This window comes from Natronoglycomyces albus (assembly GCF_016925535.1).
In the GTDB taxonomy this organism is placed as follows: Bacteria; Actinomycetota; Actinomycetes; order Mycobacteriales; family Micromonosporaceae; genus Natronoglycomyces; species Natronoglycomyces albus.
The window spans coordinates 1,359,245-1,372,279 of record NZ_CP070496.1 but is presented as its reverse complement, the minus strand read 5'-3'; the positions used below and the strand labels follow the sequence as shown (position 1 = coordinate 1,372,279).

11 protein-coding genes are annotated in these 13,035 nt (G+C 61.9%); 7 read left to right on the top strand and 4 right to left on the bottom strand.

Translation table 11 applies throughout. The annotated features are described in order from the left end of the window. Positions 1–319 precede the first annotated feature (319 nt). Positions 320–1,072, top strand: a complete 753-nt coding sequence (locus tag JQS30_RS05810; protein ID WP_213172426.1) for a tyrosine-protein phosphatase — start codon at positions 320–322, stop codon at positions 1,070–1,072. Between the two features lie 321 nt (positions 1,073–1,393). After that, on the top strand, positions 1,394–2,416 hold the full coding sequence (locus tag JQS30_RS05805) for a hypothetical protein (RefSeq protein ID WP_213172425.1): 1,023 nt from the start codon (positions 1,394–1,396) through the stop codon (positions 2,414–2,416). 71 nt (positions 2,417–2,487) lie between these two features. Here the strand turns inward: JQS30_RS05805 and miaB are convergent, their stop codons facing one another. Continuing rightward, positions 2,488–4,014 (bottom strand): tRNA (N6-isopentenyl adenosine(37)-C2)-methylthiotransferase MiaB, encoded by a 1,527-nt coding sequence (miaB, locus tag JQS30_RS05800; protein ID WP_246498080.1) that lies wholly within the window; start codon positions 4,012–4,014, stop codon positions 2,488–2,490. Positions 4,015–4,265: 251 nt separating this feature from the next. Between miaB and JQS30_RS05795 the strand changes: the two genes are divergently transcribed. The 5 genes from JQS30_RS05795 (at position 4,266) to JQS30_RS05775 (ending at position 9,819) form a co-directional block, all read left to right on the top strand. Beyond that, complete coding sequence (locus JQS30_RS05795; RefSeq protein ID WP_213172423.1) at positions 4,266–5,537, top strand: NAD(P)/FAD-dependent oxidoreductase; 1,272 nt, start codon at positions 4,266–4,268, stop codon at positions 5,535–5,537. Then, positions 5,534–6,391 (top strand): DUF1365 domain-containing protein, encoded by an 858-nt coding sequence (locus JQS30_RS05790; protein ID WP_213172422.1) that lies wholly within the window; start codon positions 5,534–5,536, stop codon positions 6,389–6,391. Before JQS30_RS05795 ends, JQS30_RS05790 begins: the two co-directional genes overlap by 4 nt. Beyond that, positions 6,388–7,632: an SAM-dependent methyltransferase gene (locus JQS30_RS05785; RefSeq protein WP_213172421.1), complete on the top strand. Its 1,245-nt coding sequence runs from the start codon at positions 6,388–6,390 to the stop codon at positions 7,630–7,632. The genes JQS30_RS05790 and JQS30_RS05785 overlap by 4 nt, the downstream gene beginning before the upstream one ends. A gap of 8 nt (positions 7,633–7,640) precedes the next feature. Then, on the top strand, positions 7,641–8,945 hold the full coding sequence (locus JQS30_RS05780) for a class I SAM-dependent methyltransferase (RefSeq protein ID WP_425498855.1): 1,305 nt from the start codon (positions 7,641–7,643) through the stop codon (positions 8,943–8,945). A 64-nt stretch (positions 8,946–9,009) separates the two neighbouring features. Continuing rightward, complete coding sequence (locus tag JQS30_RS05775; protein WP_213172419.1) at positions 9,010–9,819, top strand: DUF1295 domain-containing protein; 810 nt, start codon at positions 9,010–9,012, stop codon at positions 9,817–9,819. Positions 9,820–9,880: 61 nt separating this feature from the next. Here JQS30_RS05775 and JQS30_RS05770 read toward each other — a convergent pair whose 3' ends face one another. From JQS30_RS05770 to sigK, 3 genes are all read right to left on the bottom strand, one after another. Next, positions 9,881–11,074, bottom strand: a complete 1,194-nt coding sequence (locus JQS30_RS05770) for a cryptochrome/photolyase family protein (protein WP_213172418.1) — start codon at positions 11,072–11,074, stop codon at positions 9,881–9,883. 272 nt (positions 11,075–11,346) lie between these two features. Then, positions 11,347–12,084, bottom strand: coding sequence for an anti-sigma factor (locus JQS30_RS05765; protein WP_213172417.1), 738 nt, complete (start codon positions 12,082–12,084; stop codon positions 11,347–11,349). Continuing rightward, the gene (gene sigK, locus JQS30_RS05760; RefSeq protein ID WP_425498854.1) at positions 12,081–12,653 is read right to left on the bottom strand and encodes an ECF RNA polymerase sigma factor SigK; all 573 of its coding nucleotides are present in this window, start codon (positions 12,651–12,653) and stop codon (positions 12,081–12,083) included. The genes JQS30_RS05765 and sigK overlap by 4 nt, the downstream gene beginning before the upstream one ends. Positions 12,654–13,035 lie beyond the last annotated feature (382 nt).

Here is a 13,035-nt window from a genome sequence, read left to right as displayed (position 1 = left end):
TCCACTGTGACCCGATGCCCCACATCGGAACCAGTCAATGAGGTGGTGGCTCAGTTGGACACCCTAGGGCTGCGAGAAGCTCGCGTTCACCACAGTGAACACCCCGGATAGACCCGGCTGGTGTTTGCCGAGGCAAGCCTTCCCGCGCCGCCCGGTCCTCCCACGGACCGAAGCGCCACGTACAGTGCCGCGTTCCCCTTTGCGCGTCACGCTCAGACGGGCCTCTTCCATGACGCACTGACAGCGGCTGCGCTAAGAGACAGCCAAGACGACGCGCGAGCGGTCCACCGTGGCGATCGCTCGTTTAGAGAGGCGTGAGATGACCCAAACCCAATCACAGCTACCCGCCCAGTTTATTCCGACCACCCGCATCTTTAACCTTCGCGACCTGGGCGGATACCGCGGAGTAGACGGTTGCCCGGTCAAGAAAGACGTCGTGTTTCGCTCCGACAACTTCGGCAACGCCACCGAGGCCGACCTCGACCACGTGGTCAACGAGCTGAAAGTTCGCCACGTCATTGACCTTCGCCGGGCCGAGGAGCTCGAGGTCGCCCCACGCTTCCCCGCCACCGAGGGAATCTCGTTCCACCATGAGGAGCTCAAGCACCTGAGGTGGGAGAGTTTCAACGGAATCATTCCCGAGCCCGCGCAATCACACGAACGTTCGGTGGCTTTCCTCTCGCAGCGCTATATGGCGATGCTGGAGACCGGTCACGAGGCGGTACGGCGCTCACTGGAGATCGTGGCAAACGGCGAGCCAACCGTCTTTCACTGCATGGCGGGCAAGGACCGCACCGGTATCATCGCGGCGGTGCTACTGGGCCTGCTCGGTGTGTCCGATGAGGACATCGCAGCCGACTACGCCCTGACCGACGTGGGAACCGCGCGTTGGCGAGCCTGGCGGGACCAAGGCAACCCGACCGTGGCCAAGTCCTATATGGGCACCCCCGCTGAGGCAATGAGCCAGACGATACAGATGTTGCGAGACCGATTCGGGTCCTTTCACGGATATTGCCAGGTTATCGGCTTCAGCGACATAGACCGGCTCCGCGAGGAGCTGCTGTGCCCCTAAGAGCTCCTATCAGGTTTCTCTTCCTACTGCGGTGGAGTGATGTCGCGCCTGGCCGCGTTGTCGGCCCTTGCCCATACCCGCTGGGTATGAACAAGGGCCTCCGCCTCCCCACGCACTGACAGCACACCATCCTCGCCACGGAAACAAACCTGATAGGAGCTCTAAGCTCTGGTTACACGGCGCGGATGCTGCGAAGGCTGCCGGGTTGAGGACGAAGTTGAGCTCGAACCATTCCACCAACCGTAAATAATGTTTATAGTGGGGTCAGTGCCCAGCGGCACTGACCCCACAGCTTTACCCACTCCCCCAATGGTGACCGACATGAGATTCAAGCGATCCCCCTCCCGGCTTCCAAACCAAGCCCGGAACCAGCCCCCTTACCTCTCCACGCTGGTGGCCGCTCTTGCCGCCGTCGCTCTACTGGCCGCGTGCGCAAACGGAAATGACGATCTCGACAGCCAAGACCATGAGCGCCTCAAAGAGGCCCACACGCACAACATGCTTCTACATCAGGAATATCGAGCGGCACTGGAGAGCGTGGCTAACTTGTGTCTGGAAAACGCCGGATTCATCGAAAACGGCCAAGAATACTTCCGACCCGACATATGGGAAGATCGCGACGAAAGCTGGGTGTTTTCGCAGTTCTCCGCTCCTGATCCCCACATTGGTTACCCCAGTGCCCACCTACACGAGAACACCGGCAACGAACTGGACGACCTACCCGAGGAGGAAAGCCAGGCGTTGCACGACGCCGCCTACGGCACCGGAGAGCCCGCCGAGATCACGCTGCGCGACGGATCAACCGTCGAATGGAGCGCTGGCGGATGTCGCGGCGAAGCCACCGCGGCCATCCACGATGGCGATCCGGAAAAGTACTACTTGATGCAAGCCCAAGCCACCGGCCAAGTCGACCGGTCATGGGATAAAGGAACCGATGTCCTCCAGGCACGCGAAATCTGGGCGGACTGCATGGAGGAGGCCGGGTTTCCGCACCTGGAACGACCCACAGACGTCGTCGGTGAGGTCATGCACATCAATATGCATATCTTTAGCGCCGCACACCTCGACCACGAAGGCCACGAAGGCCACGAAGGCCACGAAGGCCATCATCACGGCGAAAATGATCTGGTCGAGGAGTTCAAGGAACGGGAGCACCACGTCGTCCAGGCCGATATCTCCTGTCACGAGGAGGCCGACTTGGAACGCATCCAGACCGAAGCCTACTGGGATCACTTTCTGCCCCAAATGGCCGAACACGAACCCGAGGTCTTCGCCTTCACCGAGTATGCCGAGACCATCATCGAGCGAGCCCAAGAAATCCTGCGAGCGGGAGAACTCCCCTAGACACAGACGAAGGGCCCGGCCATGATGCGCCGGGCCCGACCTATGTCATGGGAATGTGTCGAAATAAGAACTTAGTGGCCAGAGCAACATCCGGAAGGCTCGGATGGCTCTTCGCTGGGACGCATCCCAATCGAGGGCATTCCCAGCATCGTTACTCCGGCAGTCGTCGGCTGTTGTCCGGCTTCCCAGGCATCTCCGGCCCGGGTGCGACGGTGGTCGGCGATCTCCGAATCGGCCACCAAATGATGCGGGGCACCATAGGTAATCGTGGTGCGGATGACATCACCGGGACGAATGCCCTCCGCGTTGTCGTAAGGGTCGTCGTCGCTCAGCGGTGTGACGGCGAAGTGCACCAGCCGGCCATCGCGGGCCCGACCAGACAAGCGACCGGTGGCTTCATCTTTGCGTCCATCCCCGGCCGTGACCAGTACCTCGACCTCACGCCCCTCGAGCTTCTGATTCTCCTCCCAGGAGATGCGCTCCTGGAGCTCGGTCAGGCGCATATAGCGTTCCTGAACGACCTCCTTGGGCACCTGGTCTTCCATCTCGCCGGCCGGGGTGCCGGGGCGAATCGAGTACTGGAACGTGAAAGCCGAGGAGAAACGGGCGGCTTCGACCACGTCGAGAGTCGCCTGAAAGTCCTCCTCCGTCTCACCGGGGAAGCCGACAATAATGTCGGTCGTAATCGCCGCCTCGGGCATCTGCTGGCGCACCTTGTCCAAAATGCCCAGGAACTTCTTCGAGCGATACGAGCGGCGCATGTCCTTCAAGACCTTGTCCGAGCCCGACTGCAACGGCATGTGCAACTGGTGGCACACGTTCGGCGTCTCAGCCATCGCGTCGATGACGTCATCGGTGAAGTCCTTCGGGTGAGGCGAGGTGAAGCGGACCCGCTCCAGACCCTCGATATCGCCACAAGCGCGCAGTAGCTTGCCAAAGGCATAGCGGTCGCCAAACTCCACACCGTAGGAATTGACGTTCTGGCCCAGCAGAGTCACCTCAGACACACCCTCAGCCACCAGCGCGTTTACCTCGGCGAGGATATCGCCAGGGCGGCGGTCCTTCTCCGTTCCACGCAGCGCCGGCACGATGCAGAACGTGCAGGTGTTATTACATCCGACTGAGATCGACACCCAGCCCGAATAGGTCGAGTCGCGTTTGGTCGGCAAAGTGGAGGGGAAGACCTCCAGCGATTCCAAGATCTCCACCTCGGCAGCCTCATTGTGCCGGGCGCGCTCCAGCAAAGTCGGCAACGAACCGATGTTGTGGGTACCGAACACCACATCAACCCAAGGGGCCTTCTTTGTGATGGTGCCTTTGTCCTTTTGCGCCAGGCAACCACCGACCGCGATTTGCATATCGGGGTTGCGGGTCTTCTTTGGGGCCAGGTGCCCCAGGTTGCCGTAGAGGCGGTTGTCGGCGTTTTCGCGCACGGCGCAGGTATTGAAGATGACGACGTCGGCTATCTCGGCGTCACTGGGAGCGGGAATGTATCCGGCATTCTCCATCAGCCCCGAGATGCGTTCGGAGTCGTGCACGTTCATCTGACACCCGTAGGTGCGGACCTGGTATGTCCTGGCATCGGTTTCAACTGGCACGGGGCAATTATAGGGGCCCAGTTCGCGGGAGGAAAACGCCGGTTGCTCGAAGGTCGCGTCTGACCGGAGTGCGAGGCACGTATGAGGCGAAAACGCACCGTGCGAGGGCTGCGGCATGTTTGGGTGGAAGTCCAGGCACTGTGAGGTTGCCTACCGGATGGGAACGAAACGAAAGAATGTCGATTCGTTCCCATCCGGGCCCACCACGGCTCCGAATCGTGGGTGACATCGAAATACTTGAGGAGGTGACTATGACTTCTCGCAGCCAAGTCGCAGTCATCGGTTCTGGAGTCTCGGGTTTGACGGCAGCCTACGTGCTGCAGCAGTCCCGGGACGTAACCCTATTCGAAGCAGACCACCGTCTCGGAGGTCACGCCCATACCCACACCGTCGTCGACCGCGATCCAGAGCTGACCCATGAGGTCGACTCCGGGTTCTTGGTCCACAACCGGACCACATATCCGCGTCTCGTGCGTTTGTTCACAGAACTGGACATTAAGACGCAGCCGACTCAGATGAGTATGTCGATTCGTTGTGAGGGATGTGGCCTGGAGTACTGCGGCTCGCGTGGAATACGTGGCGTGTTCGCGCACCCACGCAGCTTCGTCGATCCACGTTTCCACGCCATGCTGTGGCAAATGCCGCTGTTCTACCGCCGGGCGCGCCGCCTCTTGGCCACCGAGACCGACGCGGAGGAACAGACGCTGGGCCAGTTCCTGTCCCAGGGGCACTATTCGCAATACTTCGTCAACCACTTCGTGATACCGCTGGTCTCGGCCGTATGGTCGTGCGGCCCGCACGCGGTGCGTGACTATCCGGCCCGGTATCTGTTCACGTTCCTGGCCAACCACGGCATGCTGGCCGTGCTGGGCAATCCCGCCTGGCGCACGGTCGTCGGTGGCTCTCGCACCTACGTAGAGCGGGTGGCCGCTGGCCTGCACGAGGTGCGCACCGGCTCTGCGGTCACCTCACTCCAGCGGCACCACGACGGGGTCAGTGTCCGCACCGCGGACCAAGCTGTCTCCGAGTTCGACGCCGTCGTCATCGCGACCCATCCCGATCAAGCCCTGCGTCTCCTGGAAGACCCCACCGTGGAGGAAAAGGACGTTCTGGGCAGTTTCGAGTACTCCCGCAACGAGACCGTTCTCCACACCGACACGCGATGGCTCCCACGCCGCGCGGCGGCGCGTGGAAGCTGGAACTACCTGCTTTCCGACTGTCGGCCCACCGAGGGCCAAGTGCAGGTGTCATACCACCTCAATCGATTGCAACGACTAACGGCGGCAACCGACTATGTCGTCACGCTCGGAGCGGCCGACCGCATTGACCATTCGCACGTGCTACGACGCATGACATATGAGCACCCGATCTACACCCCGACCTCCGTCGCTGCCCAACGCCAACTTCCCGGCCTCAACGACGGCACGACGGCCTTCGCAGGCGCCTACCACGGCTGGGGCTTTCACGAAGACGGCTGCCAGTCCGGAGTCAACGCGGCACAAAGCCTGGGGGTGCGGTGGTGAAGGCACTAGAGGGAATGGCAGCGCAGTCGACGTCCCAACCCGGCTTCGGCCCCGCTGACGCCGCACAGGACCAGACACAACCGCACGGACAAGTGCGGTATCGAAGGCACCAGGCGTCGAGTCGGTGGGCCAAGTCCGCGCACCTGTATCGCGGAACCGTCTCCCACGTGCGCCAAGAGCCCTTTCACTACCAGTTTCGACACCGCACGTACTACTGGCTGGTGGATCTCGACGACATGCCACGGCCTCCGTGGTATCTGCGGCCACTTGCCGGCTTCAAGGCCAAAGATCACATGGGCGGCCCAGGAAGCAGTACCAAGGAAAGCATCTCGGCGTTCGTCGCCAAACATGGCGTCGATGTCTCCGGATCACGCTTCCTCATGCTGTGCCACGCCCGAGTTTTCGGGTATGTGTTCAACCCGCTCACCGTTTTCTGGTGTCTTGACAAAGACCGCCTCCAGTGCGTCGTCGCCGAAGTCCATAACACCTACGGCCAGCGCCATCGTTATTTCCTCCGCACAGACGACCAAGGGCGGGCCGAGGTCGACAAAGTCTTTTATGTTTCGCCGTTCAATCCGGTCGATGGCTACTACCGGATGCGGCTTCCCCTGCCTGGCCGGCGGCTGCGAATAGCGGTCCAGTTGAACCGACCCGACGGGTCCGCCTTTACTGCCGGTCTCTCCGGCCGCCGCCAGCGTGCTTCGACGTTTGCGCTGCTGGCGGCGGCCTTTAGACACCCTTTCTCCACAGTGGCGGTTTCGGCTGGCATTCGGTGGCATGGCATACGACTGTATGCGCGTCGGTTGCCTGTGATGCCTCGCCCGAAGCGAGCGCCGCAGGAAGGACAATCATGAGTTCGCCGCAAGATTCCCGGAAGCCATTGACGCAGGCGATCATTCCCCGTGCCCCTCATGTGCCGGTGCGGGCTCGTATCGTCAAGCGGATGACGCGGCGGATGGCCGCGAAGCTGCCCGTTCGTTTGGTGATGCCGGACGGTTCGTGGATGGGGCGTTATCGCGACGCTCCAGCGTTGCGGCTGCATCGTCCCGAGGCGTTCTACCACCGCCTTGGTGGGGCGGGCCTGATCGGGTTCGGGGAGGCCTATCAGGCCGGTGATTTCGACTCTGATGACTTGCCTGGGCTATTGAGTGTGCTGGCAGCTGGTTGGGATGAGTTGATTCCGCCAGCTGTGCAGGGAATTCGCAGTCTCTATGGGTCGGCGATGCCTTCGTCGCACAGTAATTCGGCCGATAACGCGGTACGAAACATTTCGCACCATTACGACCTGTCGAACGAGTTGTTCTCGTTGTTCTTGGACGAGACGATGACGTATTCGAGCGCGTTGTTCGCGGGAGGTTCCACTCAATGGTCTGATGTGGCCGACGCGCAACGACGCAAGGTCGATCGGCTGTTGGACCGGTGTGGGGTCACAGATGGTTCACGGGTGTTGGAGATCGGCTCGGGTTGGGGTGAGCTGTCGGTGCGTGCCGCGCGGCGTGGGGCCCACGTCGACACGATCACGCTGTCCCAACAGCAGCTGGAGCGCGTCAAGAAGCGGGCTGCGGAGTTGGATCTGGGCGACCGTATTAATGCGCGACTGCAAGATTATCGCTCGCTTGACCTCGCGGAGCGCTATGACGCCATCATCAGCGTCGAGATGATCGAGGCGGTCGGTGAGGAGTACTGGTCGCGGTATTTCGGTGTGCTCGATCAGTTGTTGCGACCGGGTGGGCGGATTGGTTTGCAATCGATCACGATGCGCCACGATTTGATGGTGGAGGCGCGCGGTGCCTACACCTGGATCCACAAGTACATCTTTCCGGGCGGTTTGATTCCGTCGGTGCACGCTATCGAGCAGTGCCTGCGGGCGAGTACGGGTCTGAGGGTGGTCGACCGGCTTGCCTTCGGCTCGGACTACGCGCATACGTTGCGGCTGTGGCGTGAGCGTTTCTTGGACAATCGCAACGCCCTCGAACGGCTTGGTTTCGACGAGCTGTTCGCGCGGACGTGGGAGTTCTATTTGGCGTATTCGCAGGCCGGGTTTAGCGGTGGCCATTTGGATGTCAATCAGTTTATTTTGGAGCACCGATCATGAGCGTTGCGATGTCGTCGAAAGAGCGGGAAAAATCCACTGTCGCCGGTGAGCTTTACACGTTGATTTCGAGGATGGCCGGGGTCGATCTCCCCATTCGCTTGCACGCCTGGGATGGGAGCGAGGCTGGCCCCAAGGGAAACCTCGAGTGGGCCGATGCGCCGATTCTGCATGTGCGCGATCGGGCCGCGCTGAAGCGTCTGATGTGGAGGCCGACGGAGCTGGGTTTGGTCCAGGCCTACATCCTCGACGAGATCGATGTCGAGGGCGATATAGCCCTGGCGTTGGAAAGACTGTGGGCTATGGGGGCCGATACCCAGTTGAAGGCGGGATTGGGGGCGTGGTTGGCCGCGATTCCAGCGGCTCGGCGGCTGAAGGTCTTCGGGAGACGGCCACCGGCACCGAACCTAGAGGCCAACGTCCAAGGCGCATTGCATTCGCGGAACCGCGACAGGTCGGCCATCGCCTTTCACTATGACTTGTCGAACGACTTCTATCGGTTGCTGTTGGATTCGCACATGGTCTATTCGTGCGGCTATTGGACCTCGAATGCGTCGGACTACGGTCTTGAAGACGCGCAACGGGACAAACTCGATCTCATTTGCCGCAAATTGGGTTTGCGGCCAGGGATGCGGTTGCTGGATGTGGGTTGCGGGTGGGGTGCGTTGTCGATGCACGCCGCCGAGCACTATGGCGCGATCGTAACTGCGGCGACTCTGTCCCAACAGCAACATGCCGAAGCGACTAAGAGGGCCAAGGCGCGCGGGTTGGCAGAGGCGGTGGACTTCCGGCTGTGCGACTACCGGGACATCGAGGCCGACTCGTTCGACGCGATCTGTTCGATTGAGATGGGCGAACACGTCGGAAAGAAGGAGTATCCACGGTTCGCCGCCCAACTACGGAAGTTTCTACGGCCGGGTGGGCGGCTCTTGATTCAGCAGATGTCGCGCGGCCAGATGGACCCAGGTGGCGGGGAGTTCATCGAGACGTACATCGTGCCCGACATGCATATGCGGCCATTGGGCGAAACGGTTGGACTGCTCGAAGCCGCGGGTCTGGAAGTACGCAATGTCGAGGCTCTGCGTGAGCATTATGTGCGCACGATCGACGCATGGCGCGAGGAGTTGGAACACAAATGGGAGGAAGTCGAGGAGCTCGTGGGGCGCCCGGTGGCGCGCGTGTGGCGGCTCTACCTCGTCGGCGGCGCGCTGTCCTTTAAGCAAGGTCGGATGGGGGTCGATCAGATTCTCGCGACCGCTCCGCTGGAGGACGGCCGTGCGGATCTGCCAGCGACACCGGATTGGTACCACCGCTAGCTCACGTGCCTCTCCGGGACGCGGTCACAAAATACTTCTCGACTGGTTATGAGGAGATCGACTTATGGACAACTGGGGTCCGTTGCTCTTGAACTTGGGTGTCACGGCGGCAGTCTCGCTGGGGGTACTGCTGCTGACATTCGCCGTGGCTGTGGCCACGGGCAAACACCGAGTGGTGGACGTGGCGTGGGGCCTGGCATTCGCCATCGTCGCGTTCACCACTTGGTGGATGTCGGCGGGCCACGGAGATGACCTGACCCGTGCGGTCGTCACGACCGCCACCATTGTGTGGGGCCTTCGATTGGCCACTCATATTGCCTGGCGCAGTCGAGGAAAACCCGAAGACCCTCGTTATGAGGAAATGCTGTCGAAAGCCAAGGGCAATCGCAACGTGTACGCGCTGCGGTGGGTGTATGTACTGCAAGGGTCACTGGTGTGGTTTATTTCGTGGCCAGTCCAGGTCGCACAGTACGCCGCCGCGCCGCCTCTGGCCCTGCTGTGGTTGGGCGTGGCTATCTGGTTGCTCGGCTTTGTGTTCGAATCGGTGGGCGACTATCAACTCGCGGCGTTCAAGAACAACCCGGCCAATAAGGGGAAGGTCCTCCAGTCGGGCCTGTGGCGATACACGCGCCATCCGAACTACTTCGGCGATGCCTGCGTGTGGTGGGGCCTGTTCGTGATGGCTTGTGGCTCCTGGGTTGGGGCGGCCACCATCGTGGCCCCATTGACGATGACGTACTTCTTGGCTGCCAAGACCGGAAAGCCACTTATGGAGGAACATCTGTCCCGCACCCGGCCCGAATACGTCGATTACATCAATCGCACCAGCGGATTCGTACCCCTACCGCCCAAGTCGAGCTCAGGGCGCACCTAGCCACCCGGTGCCTCAGCCGTCGAGCGCTCACCTTGGGGAAGCGGCTCGACGGCTGGGCTTTTCACCCCTGTAGCCAGCGGTTGGTGTACACGCCGTCAGGGTCGAAACGCTGTGCCTGACGATCGGGGTTAAACCGCCGATACGGTTTGGTGTCATTGCCGGTGCCGGCCGTCCACTGCCAGTTTCCATAGTTGTTCGCCTCGTCCGCGTCGAGCAAATGCCGGTCAAACCACGCGGCTCCGGCTCGCCAATCAAGTCCCTGAATCTTCGTCAGGAAGGAGGCGGTGATCAGGCGAGCTCGATTATGCATCCAACCCTCTTGCAACAACTGGCGCATTCCAGCGTCCACGATCGGTACCCCCGTCTTGCCCCACTGCCAAGCCTGGAGCGCTTCGGGGTCATCGGCCCATTCGTCATTGGCGGTCCGGTACGCCTCAGTGGCCAGCGTGGGGAAGGCGGCGAGAACCTGATGGTAGAAATCGCGCCAGCACAGCTGTCGCACCATCGCCTCGGGGGCCCACTCGTCCTCGGCCAGCGCCCGGGCGGATATGCAACCAAAGTGCAGGTAGGGGCTGAGCCGGGAGGTGGCGTCCGCGCTGAGGTCGTCGTGGATGTCCGCATAGTTGGCTGCGGTTTGGAGCCATTTCTCACTGCGGTTGAGTGCCGCCGCCTCTCCGCCCGGAAAGTCCTGGTTGACCTCGCGTTCACCCCAGATGGTGCGGTGGTCAGTGCCGGTGAGGCCTTCGGGCAACTCCAACCGTCGTGGTGTCTCGACCACGTCCCGCCACCGGGCTGCCGACCACGCCCGCCAATAGGGGGTGAAGACCTTGTAGTGGTCGCTGCCACCAGTGGGCACGACGTCGCCGGGGGCGAGAACGGTCGCCGAATCGAACTCGCGCAGGGGCGCGCCCAGGCGCTCGCACTCTAGGCGCAATCGGTCGCGCCAAGCCTGGGCCCTTTGACCGAAGTCATCCATAACGGCCACTCCGTTGGCCCGCGTTTGTTGGCAGACTCGCAACGTCTGCTCGACCCGGTCTCCTTGACGGATTAGGAGGTCAGCGCCAAGTTTTCGTAGCGATTCTCGCAGGTCGGCAATGCTGTGGGCGAGGAATGTTTCGCGAATGTGGGAGTGGTTGTCAGCCGGGTCGGCCACATACAGTGGCACGACGCGCTCGGCGGCTCGGGCGGCGCTGGCCAGCGCCGGGTTGTCGTGAACGCGCAGGTCGCGCGTGAATAGCACCACGATGGTTCGCATGTGGTCGGACCTTCCTGTGGTCTCTTGGGTTGGCGGTCGTCTCTTGGTGGCCGTTTGCGTCGGTGGCCGGATTCGGCTCCGGCTCCCATAACGTTTGCCGCGCTCGGTGGTGGAATGTTTGGTGATGGTGCGGCTTTCGCTGCTCCTTACGGCGTTGCCGAAAAGGTCGGTCTCGGTTCCACCTCGGACACCGGTCGAGGGTGTCCGAGGCTCCTGGTCGTCCCTTTTGGGTTTCGCAGCTGGGCGGGCGGTTGAGCAGTCGATGAGGTTGCCTAGGTGTCGGTGGGAATCTCCACATCGGCCAGCGGCGTCGTCGTCGGCGCCTCCGATCCACCTGCGGGTTCGTTCGTGACTGCGAGGATGGTCGCGTCCTGGATGTCACCAACCAGCATGGAGGCGGAGTTGTGACCTGCTGGCATGACACCAGCCGATACCGGCCCTTGGTCGTCAATCAGCCACAGCTGATAGGAGCGGTCCTCACTGACGGGCGCGAGTTCTGAGACCGATACCACCGCTTGGTCATGGGAGGGCGAGTAGATCACCGTGACTCGTCCGCCTTCGGCTGTCGATCCGTGTGCGGCCTCGGCGTCTCCTGCGGCCAGGATCGCCGCCATCTGGTCGGCCTCTTGTCGCTCGGTGGTGAACTGTTGCTGTGCGAACACATATGCGATCGCTCCTCCAGCGATTGCCATAACCACGGATAGGGCCGTCGCCAGTGCGATGGTGCGCCAGGGGCGAATGCGGCGGGGTCGCAGGATTTCCTGTGGGCTTCCAGCTGGAGGCGGTTCTTGCCGGGTGCGCCGCACCTGTTCGAGCACCCGGTCGCGCAGTTGCCGGGGAGGGTCGGTCACGGTGATGTCGGCTAGCCGAGCCACAGTCTCCTCCATTTCGCGTACTTCTTGAACGCACTCGGGGCATTCGGCTAGATGGCGTTCCATTTGGGTGCGCTCATCCTCATCCACAGCGTTGAGTACGTAGGCACCGATCAGGGTGTGGTTTTGGGTGCTCATCGTGACACCTCCAAGCAGTCGCGCAGGCGGATCAGACCGTCGCGAATACGGGTCTTGATTGTGGGTACGGCCGCTTCCAAGAGTTTGGCGGTCTGTCGGTAGGTGTGTCCCCCGTAGTAGGCCAGGGTGATGGCCTGTCTTTGCAGCTCGGTGAGGGTTTTCAAACATCGACGCACTTGTCGCTGTTCGAGTTTGGAGGTTGCCTGTTCGGAGACCGAATCGTAGTCAACTTCGGTGTTTCCGGCGGCGGCCCTGCGTTCTCGGTCGCTGGCGGCTTGTTCGGACCGCACGCGGTCGACCGCGCGTCGGTGCGCCATGGTGGTGATCCAGGCGTTGGCGGAGCCCTTGCGGTGGTCGAATCGGGCGGCGGTGCGCCAGATTTCGATGAGTACCTCTTGGGCTACCTCTTCGGCTTGGGCGGGGTCGCGCAGGATGCGCAGGCATAGGCCATAGACGCGAGGAGAAACACGGTCGTAGAGGGTAGCGAACGCCTCTTCGTCTCCCAGGGCGCAACTGTGTAGCAACGACTCAGCGGTCCCTTCCGCTACTCCGTTCGTGGCCACGGTCAACCGGGGGCCATCTTGACGCGGTGCGCCGTCACTGCTGTTGTCAAACACAGTGTTCTCCTACCCAATCTATTAGTTCCTCAGTAGGTATTCGAGCCTGAGGTCAGCGCGGATGGTTCATGGAGGCGAACTTTTCGACGCGATGTTCGCATGAGAGCGAGTTCATGGGCTCTCTTCGCATCGTGCCCCACCTGGGCCGAGGCGGCTGGGGTTTAGGGTTCATCACAGCGTGTTTTCTTCGGGCGGAGGGCTCGGCGGCCGCGGCACTACTCATCCGGACGGCGAACCACAGGGGCCGAACATGACTGCGGGGCGGCCTCCCGGACAGACACGTGTCGGGTTGCCGCCCCGCACATCGACGGAGCCCTCACCCGGCAGAGCCAGT

Coding starts and splice junctions, on each gene's coding strand:
- JQS30_RS05805 (WP_213172425.1), top strand. CDS start 1,394: ATGAGATTCAAGCGATCCCCCTCCCGGCTTCCAAACCAAGCCCGGAAC.
- JQS30_RS05795 (WP_213172423.1), top strand. CDS start 4,266: ATGACTTCTCGCAGCCAAGTCGCAGTCATCGGTTCTGGAGTCTCGGGT.
- JQS30_RS05810 (WP_213172426.1), top strand. CDS start 320: ATGACCCAAACCCAATCACAGCTACCCGCCCAGTTTATTCCGACCACC.
- JQS30_RS05770 (WP_213172418.1), bottom strand. CDS start 11,074: ATGCGAACCATCGTGGTGCTATTCACGCGCGACCTGCGCGTTCACGAC.
- JQS30_RS05765 (WP_213172417.1), bottom strand. CDS start 12,084: ATGAGCACCCAAAACCACACCCTGATCGGTGCCTACGTACTCAACGCT.
- JQS30_RS05785 (WP_213172421.1), top strand. CDS start 6,388: ATGAGTTCGCCGCAAGATTCCCGGAAGCCATTGACGCAGGCGATCATT.
- JQS30_RS05775 (WP_213172419.1), top strand. CDS start 9,010: ATGGACAACTGGGGTCCGTTGCTCTTGAACTTGGGTGTCACGGCGGCA.
- JQS30_RS05780 (WP_425498855.1), top strand. CDS start 7,641: ATGTCGTCGAAAGAGCGGGAAAAATCCACTGTCGCCGGTGAGCTTTAC.